Source organism: Mesorhizobium sp. M0174 (assembly GCF_040322275.1).
Classification (GTDB): domain Bacteria; phylum Pseudomonadota; class Alphaproteobacteria; order Rhizobiales; family Rhizobiaceae; genus Mesorhizobium.
On the sequence record NZ_JAMYTB010000024.1, the window covers coordinates 22,517 to 40,905 of the forward strand.

20 protein-coding genes and 2 pseudogenes are annotated in these 18,389 nt (G+C 62.8%); 4 read left to right on the top strand and 18 right to left on the bottom strand.

What is annotated here, in order from left to right; translation table 11 throughout:
• Window positions 1-5 precede the first annotated feature (5 nt).
• Window positions 6-498: pseudogene (locus tag NKJ13_RS27320) on the top strand (DoxX family protein).
• An 18-nt stretch (window positions 499-516) separates the two neighbouring features.
• Here NKJ13_RS27320 and NKJ13_RS27325 read toward each other — a convergent pair.
• The 5 genes from NKJ13_RS27325 to NKJ13_RS27345 all read right to left on the bottom strand — a co-directional run bounded on the left by NKJ13_RS27325 (window position 517) and on the right by NKJ13_RS27345 (window position 4,798).
• A complete protein-coding gene (locus NKJ13_RS27325; protein ID WP_352689597.1) occupies window positions 517-987 on the bottom strand; it encodes a molybdenum cofactor biosynthesis protein MoaE in 471 nt (156 codons plus the stop codon).
• Window positions 988-990: 3 nt separating this feature from the next.
• On the bottom strand, window positions 991-1,248 hold the full coding sequence (gene moaD / locus NKJ13_RS27330) for a molybdopterin converting factor subunit 1 (protein ID WP_352507910.1): 258 nt from the start codon (window positions 1,246-1,248) through the stop codon (window positions 991-993).
• 1 nt (window position 1,249) lies between these two features.
• Window positions 1,250-1,846, bottom strand: coding sequence for a CDP-diacylglycerol--glycerol-3-phosphate 3-phosphatidyltransferase (gene pgsA, locus NKJ13_RS27335; protein WP_254820290.1), 597 nt, complete (start codon window positions 1,844-1,846; stop codon window positions 1,250-1,252).
• A 100-nt stretch (window positions 1,847-1,946) separates the two neighbouring features.
• A complete protein-coding gene (gene uvrC, locus NKJ13_RS27340) occupies window positions 1,947-4,025 on the bottom strand; it encodes an excinuclease ABC subunit UvrC (protein WP_502899872.1) in 2,079 nt (692 codons plus the stop codon).
• Window positions 4,022-4,798, bottom strand: coding sequence for an SDR family oxidoreductase (locus NKJ13_RS27345; protein WP_352739649.1), 777 nt, complete (start codon window positions 4,796-4,798; stop codon window positions 4,022-4,024). The genes uvrC and NKJ13_RS27345 overlap by 4 nt, the downstream gene beginning before the upstream one ends.
• A 420-nt stretch (window positions 4,799-5,218) precedes the next feature.
• On the opposite strand from NKJ13_RS27345, the gene NKJ13_RS27350 reads away from it, so the two are divergent.
• A complete protein-coding gene (locus NKJ13_RS27350; protein ID WP_254820293.1) occupies window positions 5,219-5,869 on the top strand; it encodes an outer membrane protein in 651 nt (216 codons plus the stop codon).
• 75 nt (window positions 5,870-5,944) lie between these two features.
• Here the strand turns inward: NKJ13_RS27350 and NKJ13_RS27355 are convergent, their stop codons facing one another.
• From NKJ13_RS27355 to NKJ13_RS27365, 3 genes are all read right to left on the bottom strand, one after another.
• Window positions 5,945-6,541, bottom strand: a complete 597-nt coding sequence (locus NKJ13_RS27355) for a glutathione S-transferase family protein (RefSeq protein WP_352479252.1) — start codon at window positions 6,539-6,541, stop codon at window positions 5,945-5,947.
• 492 nt (window positions 6,542-7,033) lie between these two features.
• Window positions 7,034-7,453, bottom strand: coding sequence for a hypothetical protein (locus NKJ13_RS27360; protein ID WP_352479251.1), 420 nt, complete (start codon window positions 7,451-7,453; stop codon window positions 7,034-7,036).
• Between the two features lie 494 nt (window positions 7,454-7,947).
• On the bottom strand, window positions 7,948-8,574 hold the full coding sequence (locus tag NKJ13_RS27365; protein ID WP_352778869.1) for a DinB family protein: 627 nt from the start codon (window positions 8,572-8,574) through the stop codon (window positions 7,948-7,950).
• Between NKJ13_RS27365 and NKJ13_RS27370 the strand changes: the two genes are divergently transcribed.
• On the top strand, window positions 8,573-9,175 hold the full coding sequence (locus tag NKJ13_RS27370; protein WP_352778863.1) for a TetR/AcrR family transcriptional regulator: 603 nt from the start codon (window positions 8,573-8,575) through the stop codon (window positions 9,173-9,175). The two genes, NKJ13_RS27365 and NKJ13_RS27370, sit on opposite strands and share 2 nt — an antisense overlap.
• Before the next feature lie 38 nt (window positions 9,176-9,213).
• On the opposite strand, the gene NKJ13_RS27375 is transcribed toward NKJ13_RS27370, so the two are convergent.
• From NKJ13_RS27375 to NKJ13_RS27395, 5 genes are all read right to left on the bottom strand, one after another.
• Window positions 9,214-9,966 (bottom strand): sulfite exporter TauE/SafE family protein, encoded by a 753-nt coding sequence (locus NKJ13_RS27375; RefSeq protein WP_352739651.1) that lies wholly within the window; start codon window positions 9,964-9,966, stop codon window positions 9,214-9,216.
• Between the two features lie 125 nt (window positions 9,967-10,091).
• Complete coding sequence (locus NKJ13_RS27380) at window positions 10,092-10,544, bottom strand: hypothetical protein (RefSeq protein ID WP_352739653.1); 453 nt, start codon at window positions 10,542-10,544, stop codon at window positions 10,092-10,094.
• 124 nt (window positions 10,545-10,668) lie between these two features.
• Complete coding sequence (locus NKJ13_RS27385) at window positions 10,669-11,517, bottom strand: 23S rRNA (adenine(2030)-N(6))-methyltransferase RlmJ (protein WP_352739655.1); 849 nt, start codon at window positions 11,515-11,517, stop codon at window positions 10,669-10,671.
• On the bottom strand, window positions 11,514-12,125 hold the full coding sequence (locus NKJ13_RS27390; protein ID WP_352739657.1) for a hypothetical protein: 612 nt from the start codon (window positions 12,123-12,125) through the stop codon (window positions 11,514-11,516). The genes NKJ13_RS27385 and NKJ13_RS27390 overlap by 4 nt, the downstream gene beginning before the upstream one ends.
• A gap of 4 nt (window positions 12,126-12,129) precedes the next feature.
• Window positions 12,130-12,801 (bottom strand): TetR/AcrR family transcriptional regulator, encoded by a 672-nt coding sequence (locus NKJ13_RS27395; RefSeq protein ID WP_352739659.1) that lies wholly within the window; start codon window positions 12,799-12,801, stop codon window positions 12,130-12,132.
• A gap of 85 nt (window positions 12,802-12,886) precedes the next feature.
• On the opposite strand from NKJ13_RS27395, the gene NKJ13_RS27400 reads away from it, so the two are divergent.
• The gene (locus NKJ13_RS27400; RefSeq protein ID WP_352739661.1) at window positions 12,887-13,354 is read left to right on the top strand and encodes a carboxymuconolactone decarboxylase family protein; all 468 of its coding nucleotides are present in this window, start codon (window positions 12,887-12,889) and stop codon (window positions 13,352-13,354) included.
• A 27-nt stretch (window positions 13,355-13,381) separates the two neighbouring features.
• On the opposite strand, the pseudogene NKJ13_RS27405 reads toward NKJ13_RS27400, so the two are convergent.
• From NKJ13_RS27405 to NKJ13_RS27425, 5 genes and pseudogenes are all read right to left on the bottom strand, one after another.
• A pseudogene (locus tag NKJ13_RS27405) lies at window positions 13,382-14,308 on the bottom strand (aminoglycoside phosphotransferase family protein).
• A gap of 92 nt (window positions 14,309-14,400) precedes the next feature.
• Window positions 14,401-14,850 carry a DNA polymerase III subunit chi gene (locus NKJ13_RS27410; protein WP_352647401.1) on the bottom strand — a complete coding sequence of 150 codons (450 nt, stop codon included), beginning with the start codon at window positions 14,848-14,850 and terminating at the stop codon, window positions 14,401-14,403.
• Window positions 14,851-14,888: 38 nt separating this feature from the next.
• Entirely contained in the window at window positions 14,889-16,385 is a 1,497-nt protein-coding gene (locus NKJ13_RS27415; RefSeq protein ID WP_352778864.1) for a leucyl aminopeptidase, read from the bottom strand.
• Window positions 16,386-16,466: 81 nt separating this feature from the next.
• Window positions 16,467-16,850: a VOC family protein gene (locus tag NKJ13_RS27420; RefSeq protein WP_352507925.1), complete on the bottom strand. Its 384-nt coding sequence runs from the start codon at window positions 16,848-16,850 to the stop codon at window positions 16,467-16,469.
• 73 nt (window positions 16,851-16,923) lie between these two features.
• Complete coding sequence (locus tag NKJ13_RS27425) at window positions 16,924-18,090, bottom strand: flavin-containing monooxygenase (RefSeq protein WP_352739667.1); 1,167 nt, start codon at window positions 18,088-18,090, stop codon at window positions 16,924-16,926.
• Window positions 18,091-18,389: the final 299 nt, after the last annotated feature.

Sequence of the window (18,389 nt, forward strand, 5' to 3'; positions counted from 1 at the left end):
GCACGATGAGCCATAGGCAGAACGCGAGCACCGAACCGCGAGGGTTCGCCGCTCTCGTCGAAAGGCTGAATGCCGCCCTGCGCACGATCGCGACGCCATCGCTGACGCAGCTTGTCCTGCGCTGCGCGCTCGCTGTCCCGTTCTGGCGGTCCGGCGTCAACATGGGACGGTTTTCTACAGTTGAACGATGTCGCAGTGCTGCTTTTCAGCTCGGAACTCAAATTGCATCTGCCGGGCGGTCCTTATGATTTTCCGGCACCCGCGCTGGTGGCGTTCGCTTCAGGGTCAGCGGAGATCGTGTTGCCAGTTCTCCTTGTTTTCGGCCTGGCGACGCGACTGGCGGCGTTCGGGTTGCTGCTGATGACGCTGGTCATCGAGCTCACCGTGCCGGACGGCTCGCCGCTGCACATTACCTGGGCGGCGATGGCGCTTGGCATCATGGCCTGGGGACCCGGCCGGATTTCGCTCGATCATCTGATCGGCACTGACAAAGGTTGAGGGCTCGCGGAAGCCTGGTCAGTCTCGCTTCCAGCGGCTCGCCGCCTTGTCGTCGGCCTCCTTGGCGTCGACCCAGCCGCCTTCGGAACCGTCGCTATGGTGTTCCTTTTTCCAGAACGGCGCCCGTGATTTCAAATAATCCATCAGGAAATTCGCGGCCTCGAACGCCGCCTGCCGGTGGGCGGAAGCGGACACCACCAGCACGATGTTTTCGCCCGGCGCGATCTTGCCGTGGCGATGGATGACGGTGAGCCCCTGCAGCGGCCAGCGCTCGATTGCCTCGCCGGCGATGCGGGATATCTCGGCTTCAGCCATTCCGGGATAATGTTCGAGCTCGAGCGCGGAGAGCCTGCCTTGCTCGTCGCGGCAAAGGCCGGAGAAGGTCACCACAGCGCCGATGTCGTTGCGACCCCTGGTCAGCCTGGCGATCTCGGCGGCGACGTCGAAATCCTCCGCCTGGATGCGCACGACAGGCACCACCGCGGACATGGTTCAGCCACCGGTCATCGGCGGGAACAGCGCGATCTCGCGCGCGCCGGCGATCTTTTCGCGGTGCTCGACATGTTCCTGGTTGATGGCGACGCGGATCACGTCAGGATATTGCAGCGCGTGCTCGTATTCCTCGCCGCGCGATTTCAGCCAGCGCAACAGGTCGGCGACCGTTTCGATGCCGGCCGGCAACTCGACGTCTTCTTCCGGTCTGCCGATCCGCTCGCGCACCCAGGCGAAATAAATGAGCTTCGTCGACATGCTACTCGTCCATGATGTGCTTGAGGCCGGCGCGGAAATAGTCGTAGCCAGTGTAAAGCGTCACCAGGGCGGCGATCCACAGCAGCACCAGCCCGGTCTGGGTGGTCAGCGGAAAGAGCTTGTCGCCGGCCGGGCCCGCAAGCAGGAAGGCGATGGCGATCATCTGGATGGTGGTCTTCCATTTGGCGAGCTGCGTCACCGGCACCGAGACCTTCAAAGCCGCCAGATATTCGCGCAGGCCCGAGACCAGGATCTCGCGGCACAGGATGATGATCGCCGCCCACAGCGACCAGCCGGCGATGCCGGCATGGCGGTCGGTGTCGGCGGCAAGCAGCAGCAGGCAAGTGGCGACCAGCAGCTTGTCGGCGATCGGGTCGAGCATCTTGCCGATGTTGGAGGTCTGCTGCCAGGCGCGCGCCAGATAGCCGTCGAAGTAATCGGTGATCGAGGCGAGCAGGAAAATGATGAGCGCCGACCAGCGCGCGAAGTCGCTCGATTTCAGATGCCCCTCCAGGAAGAAGCATAGCACCACCAGCGGCACCGCCAGGATGCGGGCGTAAGTGAGCATGTTGGGCAGGTTGAACGCGCGCTGGGACATGTTTTGGGAACTCTTTCTGCCTGCTTAGTCAAATCAGAAGCGAATGTGGGGGGTCAACAGGCCAGAATCGATTAGCCAGCCGAAATATCGGCAATAAGTCTTAGCTCTCGTGAAAATGATTGTAGACCAATTTCGCCACCTGTTCGGAAATGCCGTCGACCTTGACCAAGTCCTCGACTGCGGCACGGCTGACCGCCTTGGCCGTACCGAAATGCATCAGCAGCGCGCGCTTGCGGCCCGGGCCGATGCCGCTGATCTCGTCGAGCGGGCTCTTGACCATCTCCTTCTTGCGGCGGGCGCGGTGCGAACCGATGGCGAACCGATGGACCTCGTCGCGCAGCCGCTGGACGAAATAGAGCACCGGATCGCGAACGGGCAGCGAGAATGGGGCCCTGCCCTTGACGAAGAAGCGTTCGCGGCCAGCATCGCGGTCCTGACCCTTGGCGATACCGATGGCGACAACGCGATCCTCGATGCCGAGATCGGCCAGGATCTTGCGCACCGCCGTCATCTGGCCCTGGCCGCCGTCGATGAGGATGACGTCGGGCCAGGCGGGGAAGCCGCCCGCGTCCTCGATATCGTCGCCCGGTTCGGTAGGGCTCGCCTCGCCCGCGCCCTCGGTTTGCCGGGCATCGCCATGTTCCTTCAACAGCCGCGAGAAGCGCCTCTGCATCACCTCGCGCATCATGCCGAAATCGTCGCCCGGCGTGATCTCGGTCGAGCGGATGTTGAACTTTCGATACTGGTTCTTCACAAAACCTTCCGGCCCGGCGACGACCATGGCGCCGACGGCGTTGGTGCCCATGATGTGCGAGTTGTCATAGACCTCGATGCGCACCGGCGGCTTTTCCAGGCCGAAGGTCTCGGCAAAGCCAGTGAGCAGCCGCGCCTGAGTCGAGGTTTCGGCCAGCCGCCGGCCGAGCGCCTCGCGCGCATTCTGCAGCGCATTGTCGGTCAGATCCTTTTTCTCGCCGCGCTGCGGCACCGAGATCGACACCTTGCGGCCGGCGCGGGTGGAGAGCGCCTCCGCCAGCAATTCCTGGTCCTCGACGCCATGCGACAACAGGATGGTGCGCGGCGTCGGCTTGTCGTCGTAGAACTGCGCCAGGAATGATCCCAGTACCTCGCAGGCTTCGAGCGCCGGATCGGCCTTGGGAAAATAGGCGCGGTTGCCCCAGTTCTGGCCGGTGCGGAAAAAGAACACCTGGATGCAGACCTGGCCGCCCTCCTGATGGATGGCGAAGACATCGGCCTCGTCGACGGTCTGCGGATTGATGCCTTGATGGCTCTGCACATGCGACAGCGCCGCCAGCCGGTCGCGATAGATGGCGGCGCGTTCGAAATCGAGGTTCTCCGAAGCCTGCTGCATGGCGGCGGAGATCTCCGTCTTCACCTTCTGGCTGCGGCCGGAAAGGAAATCCTTCGCCTCGGCGACAAGCCTTGCATAATCGCCATGCGAGATTTCGCCGGTGCATGGGCCGGCGCAGCGCTTGATCTGGAACAAAAGGCAAGGCCGGGTGCGGTTCTCGTAGAAGGAGTCGGTGCAGCTCCTGAGCAGGAAGGCGCGCTGCAGCGAGTTGATGGTACGGCCGACGGCGCCGGCCGAGGCGAACGGGCCGAAATAGTCTCCCTTGCGTGAGCGCGCGCCGCGATGCTTGTAGATACCGGGCGAGACATGATCGCCGGTCAACAGGATATAGGGGAACGACTTGTCGTCGCGCATCAGCACGTTGAAGCGTGGCCGCAAGCGCTTGATGAGGTTGGCTTCAAGCAGCAGCGCTTCGATCTCGGTGCGGGTGACGACGAACTCCATCGTCGACGTCTCGCGCACCATGCGGCCGATGCGGCTGGTGTGGAACCGGCCTTGCGCGTAGCTGGTGACCCGCTTCTTCAGGCTGCGTGCCTTGCCGACATAGAGCACGTCGCCGTTGGCATTCATCATGCGGTAGACGCCGGGCGCATTGGGCAGCCGCTTGACCAGCGTCTGGATCACCTCGGCGCCGACCATGCCGTCGGCGTCGCCGGCATGCGGGGTCCAGTCGATGGCGGTGAAGGTGACGTCCGGACCGCCGGCCGCAGGCTCGACGACCTCTTCGGCCGCCTCGTCCTCGAGGTCGATTTCGGGCGGCAGGTCGTCGGCGCCACCGCGCGTTTTTTGTTTCTGGTCCATGGGGCTCATTCCGCCATGCCTGTCACATCGGGCGTCTGCCATGCAAGGTGCTGGCCGCCGTCAAGCGCAATCATCTGGCCGGTGACCGAGCGTGCCGCCCACAGATAACGGATGGTGGCACCGAATTCCGGCAATTCCGGGCCGCGTTTCAGGATCAGCCCGGCAATCTGGGCATCGAAATCGCTGTCGTGCTGGCGCGTGTTCTTCAAGGTCGGGCCAGGACCAATAGCGTTGACGCGGATGCGGGGACCGAGCGCCTGCGCCATCATCTCGGTCGACGCCCACAATGTCGACTTCGACAGCGCATAGGAAAAATAACGCGGCGTCGGGCGCCAGACGCGCTGGTCGATCATGTTGACGATCAGCCCCTCACTGTTCTGCGGCAAGGCCCGGGCGAAAGTCTGCGCCAACAGCGCCGGCGCCTTGACATGCACGGCGAAATGGCGATCCCAGGCCGGCCAGTCGAAATCCTCAACACTGTCGTGCTCGAACAGCGAGGCGTTGTTGACCAGCAGCGACACCGGCCCGAGCGCCGCCGCCGCGCGGCCGACTAGGTCGCCGACCGCCTTCATGTCGGTCAGGTCGGCAGCAACCACTGCGGCCCGGCCATGTCGACCAAAATGACCACTGTTGATTTCGGCCGCCAGTGCCTCCGCCTCGGCCAGCGAGCGATTGCAGTGAATGGCGACGGCAAAACCATGCACGGCAAGGTCCTCGACGATCGCCCTGCCGATCCGCTTCGCCCCGCCCGTCACCAGTGCCGTCGCGGCGACCTTGCTCATCTGTCAATCCTTAATCCGATGCCGATTCCGACCTGCCGGGATCGTGCCGGCAAATTATGGCCCGCCAGAGCGTTAAATCCCATTTCCACCTGGGGCAGGATTGTGGCAAAGTGGCTTGTGGGCGTTCTGGCTCGACCGGAATTCGTACCAGCCCGCCCGCAATATAGGGCGCTGAAGCCCTTACACCAAGCCGTGTGCAGTGCAGCACGGCGAGCCTGCTGACATTGGCTGTTGCGAAGATGCAACGTCAAGGTTCTGCCTCATTCGTGCCAGGGAATGACCCAAGTTCAGGTTCGCTTCAGCCGCATTTCGACACGACATTTGGAACCGTTGAACGCCGGATCCGTTTCACCCCCCGGACGGGTTGAGGGCGCTCATAAACAACAAGCCTGTGTCCTGTGGCTTAAGGAGTAAAGAACAATGCAAGCCAATCTTAAATTTGCGCGACCGCTCGCGGTGGCGTTTGGGCTGTTCGCCCTCGGCGGAACCGCCTATGCCGCGGACGTGGTTCAGGAAGAGCCGCCGGCACCTGCCCCGATTGCAGAACTTCCGGTCGCATCCTGGGCCGGTCCCTATGCCGGTGTGAGCGTCGGCTACGGCTTCGCTGGCCACGCCAAAGCCAAAGACATTGGCGTCGACGTCGACACCAAGGGTTTCGTCGGCGGCGTCTTCGGCGGCTATAATTGGCAGCAGGAGAACTTCGTCTACGGTGCCGAAGCCGATATCGGCTACAACGGCGTCAAGGGCGACGATGCCGGCATCGAGGCCAAGGGTGGCTTCGAGGGCTCGCTGCGTGCCCGCCTCGGCTATGCCGTCAGCCCGGACATCCTGCTCTACGGCACCGCCGGTGGCGCGCTGAAGAACCAGAAGATTGAAGCTGCCGGCGTAAGCGACACCAACACGCAGTTCGGCTGGACAGCCGGCGTCGGTACCGACATCAAGATCACCGACAATGTGTTCGGCCGTGTCGAGTATCGTTACACGGACTTCGGCAGGAAGGACTTCGACGGTATCGGCAAGGTCAAGTCGACCGACAATCGCGTCACTTTCGGCGTCGGTATGAAGTTCTGAGTCGTCCAAGCCACGACACGAAAAAGCCGGGCCTCGCGCCCGGCTTTTTTTGGCACCGGTTGAGGCCGCCCGCCCTCAAGCCGGAATGGCGGGCTTCAGCTCCGGGAATTTCTCGTCGAAGCGTGCCGCCCAGCGCGTCAGCCGGCCGCGGCCCTTTTCCCATTTTCCGGCGAAGCGCAGCGAGAGATAGCCAAGGCAGGCGCGCAATGCGATCTGGCCGAGGGTGATTTTCTTCGGCAGCTTCGGCGGGTTGGCGTTGAGCAGATCGAGCGCGGCTGAAATCTTCGTCCACTGGCGCTCCAGCCAAGGCTGGTAGACCATCTCTTCCGGCCGCGTGCGCCGCTCATAGACCATCGACAGCGCACAGTCGCAGATACCGTCGGCCAATGCCTCCAGCACCTCCGCCTCAAGGCGCCTGTCGGGATTGCGCGGAAACAATGCGTTCTTCGACATCCGGTTGAGATGCTGGGTGATGGCGCGGCTGTCGTGGACCGAGCGGCCGTCATCGAGCACCAGCACCGGGATCTTGCCGAGCGGATTGGCGCCGATCAATTCGGCCGGCCTTTCTTCGGTCTTTATCGGCACGAGATCGACCGCGATGCCAGCATAGAGTGCTGCCATGCGTACCTTGGAACTGTAGGGGGAAGTAGACGCGTAGAGCAGTCTGGGCATTGTCGATTCCTGTTTGCCGGCTACAGCTCCATATGCCCCGTTGGACGCGCAAAAGGACGCCGTAGCATTGTGACTTCGCGCATGACCCTCACCGAAAATCGATTCCGACAGGGGCTCGTGCGTGAGCACTGTTGACCGATCATGCAGGGTTCATCAACGGCCAGAGGCGGAAAACCGCGCCGCCAGCGTACAACCATTGTCTCGACGTCAATCGCGATGCGATAAGCCGCAGTGCGGCGGCAGACGCGAGCGGGTCGGACAATCCAAATCCGATTAGCTACCAACTCGGCCTTGCACCGAAGGTTAGCCTTTGGCAGTCACGAAAATCCCACCGGACTTCGCCGCATGGCGAAGCCCTGGGAGCTGCGAAAAGACGTCTTCCTCCCGCCTCTTTTCTCGTTCTGCCCGACCGTCAACCAAGAAGCGAGGCGCCTGTCCGGCATCCCGCCCTGACTGTCTTGAGTATTGTCCCCGACGGTAGCAGGGCGGCGACTACTTCTTGGCCTTCGCCTTTGCGGGCGCTGCCTTCGGCTTGGCCGCGGGCGCTGCTTTCTTCACTGCCGCAGAAGATTTCGCAGCGGCGGCCTTGGCCGGTGCTGCCTTCTTCGCAGCTGGCTTCGCCGCGGCCTTTGCAGCCGGCTTCTTGGCCGGTGCCGCCTTCTTTGCGGGTGCAGCCTTGGCCGGTGCTGCCTTTGCCTTGGCAGGCGCTGCTTTCTTCACGGCCGGTTTTGCCGCGGCCTTGGCGGCCGGCTTTTTGGCCGGCGCTGCTTTTGCCTTAGGCGCGGCGGCCTTCGCTTTGGCAGCGGGTGCCGCTTTCTTCACAGCAGTTGCGGCCTTTGCCGCGGCTGCTTTTGCTGGTGCTTTCTTTGCCGGTGCCTTGGATGCCGGCGCCTTGGATGACTGCTTAGCCATATCATGCCCCTTCCGTTGTGCCGACGGCCGTTATTGACCCGGCGCGCATTGCATATCTGACTCGCGGCTTGCTAGCCAGCGAAGCATTAGAATGATTTTTGCAGCTTAAGTTTCGGTTACGGCGAGCGCACGACCATTTTACCCGCGCAAAAACCGGCTGCGAATCTTTGTCTCCCGCAGTGAAGTTCTGCGACAGAAATTCTGGCCGCTCTATCTCGACCGGTCTTCTCGTCAAGCTCAGGACCTTTTCGACCAGCTTTGCGCTTCAACGTCCGACGCTCAGCGCGAACATTGTCCAGAACGAAGGCGGTCACCCGCCTCGTCTTGTTCGAAAAGATAAACTACAGGTAAGTAGGAAGCAACGCGACGAGCGCGCCGCTGCACTATCTTGCACGACGCGATGAAAGTAAGCAGACAGCTCACATTTCTGAAGGACAGGATATCGTTCGATAGATCCGGTCGAGCCGACCGCGTGATCGAAAGCGCTTGGCCGTTCAGGCGCCGGGCGGCTCACGGCTCATCTGCAGCCGGCGCGAAGGCTCGGCCCTGTGGAGATGGACGGCGAAGGTATCCCATGGCGGCATGACGGAAATCTGTGCCAGGATGCGCCCCGCTTCACCGCGATGATAGCCGCCGTGCAGTACGACGTGGGTCAGCATTTCCTGTCGCGACATCAATACCTTATCCCCGTCGGTGAACACGAAGGCGAGGGGCTCGGACAGCTGCCGCGACGAAACGGTTTCGAGATAATCGGGATACCAGCGATCGGTCGCTGCGACCGCGGCGCGAAGTTCGTCGAACGCCGGCGTGTCCTCAGTGGTGGCGGCGGAGTAGCCATGGCTTGCGTCAACCAGGTGCGCCGAGAATATCCGCGACACCACATGGCTGTGATCGACGAGCCGTATCACGGCCTGCCGTTCCTTGCCGTGAACATGCGGGTCGAGACTCGCGAGCTTTTCCAGCAGTTCGTCATGGCCCAGGCCTGATAGGCAAACAGGCTGCGAAGCAGAGCGAGCGCACTCATGGTCGGTGTCCTTTTCCGGAAATGCGAGTATGTTGTTTATATTTTCAGGAGAATGAGAGGGCGTGTCTACTCGCATTGCAAAACCGCATACGCGCATGCGCAAGCAGCCGCGCCAGGCGCGTTCCAGGGCAACCGTCGAGGCGATCATCGAGGCAGCGGCTCATGTTCTGAGCGGGCTGGGCTGGGCCGGCTTCACCACCAACAAAGTGGCCGAGACAGCAGGTGTAAGCATCGGCACGCTCTACCAGTATTTTCCCGACAAGCTCTCCCTGCTCGCAGCCGTCCGGCGCCGTCACTTCGATCATGTGCTGTCGGTCATTCGCGATTCGGCGGAAGACCAAAAGCCGCTCAGGACATTCGCGCAGGAGCTGGTGCGCGGCATGATCGCGGCACACAGCATTCACCCGACACTACACCAAGTGCTGCTCGACGAGGCGCCTGGCGATCGTGGCTCCAGGGCCGCCCATGCTTCGTTCCAGGCACAATACCTCAATCACTATGCGACTGCTGTCGCCAGTTATCGCAAGCCAAGGAAAGGCGCCGACATGGAGACCGTGGCGCGGGTGCTGTCGTCAGCGATCGAAGGTGTGATCCACAACGCGGCACGCCGGAACATGCTCGCCGCGCCGGAGCTGCAAAAGCAACTCGTCGAACTGATCTGCGCCTATCTATCGGGAGCGGGCCGTACCGGTCGATAGCGCATGGCACGGCGGAAGTCGGGATTTCTGTGTGTCGTTCAAACCCGGCTTGTGAGGTGCGGCAAGGACGATGCCAACAATGCCGCACCTGATGCGGCCAAGAGTGTGAGGACGATCTTTCGAAAAGTCGCCTCGCTAACGCCGATGTAGAGTCTCGCGCCAAGGAGTGTCGGTATCAACATCGCCGGCGCGACGACGGCAAACATCGGCAGCATTTCGAGCTTGATCTTTCCGGCCGCAAGATAGGCGGCCATCGTCATGGAGAGGGTCACAAGGTTGAAATTCTGGATGACAATACGCTGCCTGTCCTTTTCCCATTGGCGCAGCACGCACCACAGCGTTGGAACCGGGCCGGTGAAGCCGCCAAGTCCACCCATGATGCCACCGACCAGACCTATTGCACCGTCTGCAACAAGACCCCCGACCGTGATGGGAGGGAGGCGACGCGCAAAGAGCATCAAGGGACACCAAACGACCAGCAGCGCGCCGAAGACCAGCTTGAACAACTGCACATCCAGCAAGGGCAGGATGGCGACACCGACCGGAATCCCTATGGTCCCGCCGATCAGGAAGGGCAGCAGAAGCCTGAGGTCGAAACCCCGGCGGACGGTGACGGCAGCGATGATCTGACCGGTGAGCGCCCCAAAGACCGCCATGGCAGCAGCCAGTTGGGGTTCCACGGTCCAAACCCAAATCGACATGGCAACCAGGCTGAAAGCGAACCCGGAAAGCCCCTGGACGAAGCCAGCAACGACCGCGCCGAGAGCAACAGTATAAACAAGCAAATTCATGTGGTGCTGTTTCCCCGCAAACTCGTGACAGCAGATCGCGCTTCCCGCGAATGCTGCGCCGCATGGAAACGGTGACGGTCGATCAGGTGGCCGGTGCTAAAAAGTCGGAATCAGCGAGTGCGCGATCAGCGCAGGACGCGGCAGCGGCCGTTGTAGACCATCCAGCGGTCGAAGCCCGACACGCAGAATTCGACATTGTCGCCGATCGAGGCAAAACCCTGGCCTTCCTCGATCAAGTACCAGATGGTGCGGGCGCGACCGTCGGAGAGGCTGACGGTCGCGCCGCAATAACGGCGACCGATCGGCCAGATGTCGTCGGCCGGCAGATAGCGATGCTGGTGGATGCGCTGGAAGTCGACGATCTGCACATCCGGCAGATGCGGCACGTGATGCACCTGATAGGAGAAGCGGTCGGTGATTTTGTTCAGCACCCAGGCCTCGCCGCACACGCCGCTGTCCTCGTCAGTATAGATTGCAAGGTCGGCGGCCTGCACCGCCTGAGTAACGCCGAGAGGCGCAGCCAGCGGCGTGCAAAAGGCAAGCAGTGCGGCAAGGGCGGATTGGGCGAAGCGAGTCATGGCAGCCTCTCAAGGTCGACTGCGCGCACTGTGCGGATTCGCTGGCGCGCGGTCAAGCGGTTGTAGCGACGATGGTTGTGGTGACGCGGTTGCACTGAGGGAACGGCAACGACCGCATCTCAAACTACTCTCCCGCCAGCCAGTCCAGCGTCCAATGCGATGGCTGCTCGACAGCAAGCAGCCGGTGCAGCGCCAGCAGCAGCGTCCGCAACTCGCCCTCCAGGGTGAAGGGCGGATTGACCACCACCATGCCGCAGCCATCGAGGCTCGGCTCGACGGAGGCCGGCCTGATCTCAAAACCGATGTCGAGCAGCCTGGGAACGCCCGTCTGCTTCAGCGCCTTGCGGAAGGCGGCGACCGCCTTGCGGTCCTTGAGCGGATACCAGAGCCCGTAAATCCCTCCTGGCCAGCGCCGATGGGCTCTTTGCAGCCCGTCGACCAAGCGACCGAACTCGCCCTCTTCCTCGAAAGGCGGATCGATGAGGACGAGGCCGCGCTTCTCCTTTGGCGGCAGATGCGCGCCGAGCGCCAGCCAGCCGTCGAGCTCGATCACCCGGGTCTGGAAGTCGCCGTCGAACAGCGACTTCAGCCTGGCGGCATCCTTGGGATGCAGCTCGACCGCCGACAGCCGGTCCTGCTTGCGCATCAGGTGCCGAGCGATCAGCGGCGAACCCGGGTATTTTTTCACGCCGCCGTCCGGATTGAGCGAGCGGACGGCTTCAAGATACGGCGCCAGCAGTGCTGCCGCCGGCGCATCGAGGGCCGCATCGACCAGCCGGCCGATGCCGCCTTGCCATTCGCCGGTCTTTTGCGCTTCGGTCGAGGACAGATCGTAACGGCCGATCCCGGCATGGGTGTCGATGACCCGAAACGCCTTGTCCTTCTGCTTCAGATATTCGATCAGCCGGCTGAGCACGACATGCTTAACGACGTCGGCGAAGTTTCCGGCATGGTAGGCGTGGCGATAGTTCAATTGGAACCCCTGCCCCAGCGAGGCGGCGGCGGCTGCGAGTTCGGATTTTCCGGCCGGCGGCCGCCGAAACGGAATGCCAGCACCAGCCCGGCCAGGCCGGCCGCCATCAGGGAAAAACCGACCGGTCGCGCCCGGCGGTCGACCTCGCCGGCAGCCGAGCGCAGGACGAGATCGACGGCCCGCATCGGAATGCCCTCGGCGTCGCCTGGACCAACGGTGAAAATGTAGGGGCCGGCGGTAACCGTCGGGATCAGGCCGGCCTCGTCGCGAAAGATCCTGTCCGGCAGTTGCGGACTGACCTGCCGAGGATTGTCGGAATGGTTGAACTGCAGCGTCGAGGCAAGCACCGTCCTGCCGCCGGTGGCGACAGTGAGGGTCAACACGGTGCGCTGCTGCGAGACAATACGCTCGGCTCTTGCCGTTAGGTCGACCAGCACGCGTAGCGGCCCGTCGCGTGCGCTAAGGGCCACCGTCACTGGCTTGAACCGGCCCTGGTCGTAAACCCTCCAGGTGCCGATCTCACGGCCGGAGAAATTGGTCATCGCCCAGGGATAGACGACGCCGATGCCGGTACCGATGAGCAGTATCAGGGCGAACAGAGAACGCATGAGGTCAAGACCCGGTATTCGGCGCGCTGGTGCCGTCGCGGGCGCGCTCCATTTCGTCCAGGAGCATGTCAAGGCCGAGATCAAACGTCCGGTCGAATTCGGCGGTACCGAAATAACGCCCGGCCGCAGCTACTTTTGGAAAATCCTGCGCCAGTTGCTCATCGCTGACGGTGGTCACGGCCGAAGGCCCCTTTGCATAGCCGGCAGTCTCGTCGAGGATGGCACCCATCAGATAATAGCCGGTGGTACGGAACAGCCGCGCACCAAGTTCCGGTCCGAAGCCGCCGGCCTCGAACAGGCCGAGGACGCCGTTCAGCCACGCAAGGCAGGTCGGCGAGTTCATCCGGTAGGTGACGAAGAAGCTGGCGAAAGCCGGGTGCTCACGCGCGACGCGGCGGAAATCCTGCACGGCGATGCGCAACCTTTGTCGCCAAGGTAGGTCCGTGTCGGGCATTTCGAGGGAGCCGATCAGCCGGTCCACCAAGGCTTCGAAGAGATGCGCCACCGAAGGAAAGTGGTGATAGATGCTCATCGCCTCGCAGCCGAGTGCAGTCGCCAGCTTGCGCATCGAAAAACCGGCGAGGCCCTCGCTCTCGATCACCTTCAAAGCGGCAGCCTCGATCATCTCGCGAGACAGTCGGCCGCGCGGTCGCTTTTTTTTGATCGATGTGTCCATGGTGCCGCTTGACAACTTACGCTGTAAGGTTCATTTTCGACATTACCTTACATCGTAAGGCTAACAAATGCCAGAGGAGAATGCCATGTCTGTCTGTCGTACTCTTTCATCAAAGCACTCTTCCATCCGCCGTGTCTGCCTGCTCGCCGCCGCCTGTGTGCTGACCCTGGCTGCAGCCCCTTCTTATGCCGATGAGTATGACGCAACCGTCAAGGACATCCAGTCGACCATGGGCGGGGTGCCCGGTTTCGTAAAGCAGTTCCCGAAAGCCGGTCTGCCCGGTGCATGGGCCGAGGTCAAGGCCATCCAGCTCAGCGACAAGACGGCGCTGCCGCCGAAGGTCAAATCGCTGATCTCGCTGGCGGTGGCGGCGCAAATCCCGTGCAACTACTGCATCTGGTCGGACACGCAGGACGCCAAGCGCGCCGGCGCCACCGACGAGGAGATCCAGGAGGCGGTCGCCGTTTCAGCGCTGACCCGCCATTGGAGCACCATCTTCAACGGCATGCAGGTCGATTTCGATACGTTCAGGAAGGAGATGGGCGGGCAGTAATGCTTTCGTTATTAGGGCGGGATCCGTTCAAACTGAATTGGCCCTCCCGCTCTGACTGTTTGTGTGATCCGCCAGCACCTCATTGATGACCCGCCACGATTTTTCCGCCTCGCGCTGATTGCCGTCATGTCCCGAAGCGACGATCAGCGCCTTCCACAACGCCCAGCCCCGAGCGCGCGCCCAGCTGTGCTCGTCAAGGGCAATGGCGTCGCGGAACGCCTGGCGGCTCTCGCCGTAAAATTCCGTCCACGCGATCACCAGGTCACAGGCAGGATCGCCGATAGCCGAACTACCGAAATCGACCACCGCGCACAGCTTGCCATCTTCGACGAGCAGATTGCCCGAGGCGACGTCGCCATGGACCCAGACCGGCGGCCCTTGCTATCGCGAGGCAAGGGCCGTCGCCCACACGGCCTCGGCTGCGGCCTTGTCGATGCCGCCGCCGAGCGCCGAGAGCGCGGCTCGGGTCTCGGCGTGGTAGACCGAAAGCCGGCCAGCGCGGTGGAAATTATGCCGCCCTGCCGGCGGCCCATCGGCAGCGTCGATCCGGTAGAGCGCAACCAGAAAGCCGGCCAGCGAACGGGCGAACTCAGTAAGATCGGCAATCAGTCCACCAGCCGCCGGTCTGCCGCCAAGCCAGCGATAGACGGACCAAGGCCATGGATAGCCTTCCCCGGGCGCGCCTTTGGCCAGCGGCACGGGTATGGGCAGAGGCAGGTGAGGCGCCAGGCGGGGCAGCCAGCGATGCTCCTTCTCGACCTGGGCGACATAGGCGGCAGCGCTCGGCAGCCGCACCGACATGCGATCGCCCAGTCGGAACGTGCGGTTGTCCCAGCCGCCAGGCTCGACCGGCTCTACCGGCAGGTCCGCCCATTTGGGGAACTGCGCGGCAATCAGCCGGCGAACAAGTGCGGCATCTATCGGCATGCCTGGTGTTCGTTCATCGGGCGGCATCGGGCTTGCTCAGGTCTTTTGAATAGCCGGCAGTCCATCTTTTTGGCGTCGCATTCTTGCGGCGCCAGTGATTCCACTAGGCGGCAAATTCCCTAAGCCTTGCGTTCCCAGCGCCGGTCGGGCGTTTGCTGCCAGTAGGTCACGGTGTGGCCCGCCTCCTTCATTGTCTTCCAGTGCGTGCGTGCCGCCTCTAGCTGGGCTGCATCGTGACCGTCGAACAGGAACACGGCGCGCTGGTAGCCGCCAAGCTCCGGCGGCACCGCCCCATCGACCAGGAAGCGTATCTGCGCCTGGTTCGGATTGTCAGGGCCGACGGTCAGAAGCACCGGCTGCTCGGCGGGACGGGCTTCGCGGTCCGTTGCGTGGGCCAGGAATGAATCGTCCCGGAAAGTCCACAGATGCTGGTCCAGCGCGTCGCGCCGTTCCTCGGTGCCGGTCTGCACCACGGCGCGCCAGCCGCGATCGATACTGCGCTCCAGGAGGCCGGGCAGCGCATCCTCCAGCGTCGATTCGGTCAGGTGATAAAACAGAATCTCGGCCATGCGTTCAGTCTACATTTTCGGAATCCCGCCCCAGCCGCTCATTGCTCATAATGATCGCGCAGCAGCCGGTCGAGCAGCCTGACGCCGAAGCCGGAAGCCCATGACTGGTTGATCTCGTTGGAGGGAGCGCCCATAGCGGTGCCGGCAATGTCGAGATGCGCCCAAGGCGTGTCCTTGACGAAACGCTGCAGGAACTGTGCGGCGATGATGGCGCCGCCGTGGCGGCCGCCGATGTTCTTCATGTCGGCATTCTTGGAATCGATCAGCTTGTCGTATTCGGCACCGAGCGGCATGCGCCACACCCGCTCCTGCGTCGCCTGTCCGGCCGCCGTCAGCCGGTCCGCCAACTCGTCATTGTTGGAAAACAGGCCGGCATAATGCTGGCCGAGCGCGACCATGATGGCGCCGGTCAGCGTCGCCAGATTGATCATGAATTTCGGCTGGAAGCGGTCGTTGCAATACCACAGCGCATCGGCCAGCACCAGGCGGCCCTCGGCGTCGGTATTGAGCACTTCGATGGTCTGGCCCGACATCGAGGTGACGATGTCGCCCGGTCGCTGAGCGTGGCCGTCGACGGCGTTTTCGACCAGCCCGACAATGCCGACGACATTGACCTTCGCCTTGCGAGCGGCTAGCGCGTGCATCAGCCCGGTGACGGCAGCAGCGCCGCCCATATCCCCCTTCATGTCCTCCATGCCCGAGGCCGGCTTGATCGAATTGCCGCCGGTATCGAAGGTGACGCCCTTGCCGACGAAGGCGACTGGGCTTTCCTTGGCCTTGCCGCCGTCCCACCGCATGACCGCGATGCGGGCGCCACGCGGCGAGCCCTGCGCTACGCCCAGCAGCGAACCCATGCCGAGCTTCTTCATCTCCTTCTCGGCCAGGATCTCGACCGTGACGCCGAGCGCCTCCAGTTCGGCGATGCGGGTGGCGAATTCCACCGGCCCCAGAACATTGGCCGGTTCATTGACCAAATCGCGCGCCAGCAAGACACCGTCGATCACCGCCGCTTCATCGGCGAAGGCCTTCTTTGCAGCTGCCGGATCGGCGGTGTGAATAGTTACCTTGACCGGCTTTTTTGGCTCGCGCTTGTCGTCACCATTGTTCTTTTTGGTCTTATACTTGTCGAAGGAATAGCTGCGCAGCAGGATGCCTGCTGCGAGCTGAACGGCTTGCCTGCCGCTGATGGCGGCACCGGGAAGATCGAGCACGATGGCCACTTCGGTTGCCTTGCGAAAGGACGCGGCAATCGTGCCACCGAGCTTCAGCCAACCATAATCATCGAGATTGCAGCCCTTGCCGGCACCGACCGCTACCAGCCGCTCGAGCGATGTCCCTTCCGGTGCCAGCACTTCGACCAGGCTGCCGAATTTGCCGGTGAAGTCGGCGACCGGAAAAGCCCGCTCGAGGGTCTTTGCCGGATCACAAGCCCTGGCGGCATCGCTGAGGTCGCCCTCGTCGGCCGCCAGAACGAAAACGCTGCCCTTTTTGGGCGCGGCGATTTTGGCGAAGGCGATCGAGGGTCTCGAATTCATGATGTCCTGCTTTCGGGAAGTGCGTTGGATTATCGCGAGAGGCGTTCGATTGGTCGGACCGAAAGGTGCCGTGTTGTTGCGTCAGTGAGCGGCGGGTTGAAACAGCTCGATGACATTGCCCGATGGGTCTTCGAGCAGGGTCTGGGAACCGCCGACGCCCGTTATGATATCGTTGCGAAAGACAAGTCCAGCACTCTTGAGGCGCGCGACCTCTTCTTTCAGGTCCGGCACCACCAACAGGATGCGGTTCCAGCCTCCCGGCACCGGCTGCCTGCCATCCGGCATAGCCCGTGCACCCGAACTGCCGGGTCCGCTTAGAAGGAGCCGTAACGCGCCGCGCGTGACGGAGGCAAAAGCCGGTCGCGCGTCCTGTTCGACGGTAAAGCCCAGTTGTCCACAGTAGAAATCGATCGAGGTGGCGACATCATCGACCATGTAGCGAATGCTGACTGGCGTCATGATCACTGACCTTTCGGTTCGAGCACGCTCCAACAAGGCGTGTCAATTGCGGGCGGTACAATCGGCATAGCCCTGCTCACTATCGCTGCTTGACAATCCGCGCCGCTATCGCCCTGGCCTGAATGCGGGCATTGGCGAAACAACCGCGAATGCTCGGCCGCATGCCGGTAAACCACAGGCCGGGCAATTTCGGATCGGCATCGCCGCCGTTGAAAAGCGGAACGCCCTTGCCGTCGAGAACGCCGAGCTTGCCGACCATCTGCTCCAGACCGGTGCGATAGCCGGTCGCTGCAATGACGATATCGGGCGTGATCAACCTGCCGTCATTCAATACGATGCCGTCTTGGCTAAATTCCCGCAATGGTGGCACCACCACGATCGTGCCTGCCTTGATGGCGCGAACCGCGCCGTCGTCGGCTGCGATCGCGGTGTAGTCGGCGCTCAGACGGCTCGCACCGCCTGTGGGCGCCGGCGGAAGCCCAAATTTCGTCAGGTCGCCGAAAACCAGGCGCTGGGTTGTCGCCATCACCGCATCGGCCAGCCGCACCGGCAAGCTCGCCATTAACGGTGAAAGCCTGTGGACGGCGACCTTGCCGATACGTTTCGGCAGCAGAGAGGGGCCGTTGCGGGCCGACAGCCAGATGCTTTGGGCGTCTGCATTCGCCAGATGATTGAGTGCGTCGAAACCCGAATTGCCGGCACCGACCACCAGCACCCTTTTGCCGGCGTAGTCCCTCGCATCGCCAAAATCGGCCGAATGGATAATCCGGCCTGCAAAATCCTTCTTGCCTTTCCACGCGGGAATAAACGGCTGCCGGTCGCGCCCGGTGGCGACGACGACATGGCGCGCCAGACGACGTCCGGCGTTCGTCCGCACGGTCCAGTGATCGCCGTCGAACGTGACCTCTTCAACGGCAACGCCGAATGCGACCGGCAGACCATGCGTCTGGCTGAAATCGTTCAGATGGCGAATGACGGCCGATTTATGCGGAAAAGCCGGGGTGCCTGCGGGATAGCCGACACCGGGGAGCGTCGAGAGATCGCGATGGGTATTGAGGTGCAGCCGCTGGTGGCGCCGATGCCAGGGTTCGGCGAGCCGGCTCTCCTTTTCCAAGACGAGCGTCGGTACGCCGGCCTTCATCAAGGCGTGGGCGGCGGCAAGGCCGGCCGCGCCGGCGCCGACCACGATCGCGCCGTCCAAGACGGTTTCCCGACCGGTTTGACTGCGCAATCTTTCCGCTTCCATGCTGGGGCTCAACAGATCCTGACCCGTCTTATCACGCCGCGGCGGTCGCGACCGGCGCGACATTTGGTCGTTTTGCCGCATTTGACAAGACTTTGGCCGAAATCGCTCCCATATGCGATATCGAACCACCTACGATTCGTCGCGGCACGGCCCCGCTTCCCGCCGCAACCTGTTGTTAACCAACAATGTTCGCCCTTTCTTATCCATTGCCGCCGACACTCCGGCCCAGCGGAATGTACGATACGGGACAGAACCCGGATCGAACCGTCAAACTGAGCCAGTTGTACAGCCGGCGCCGG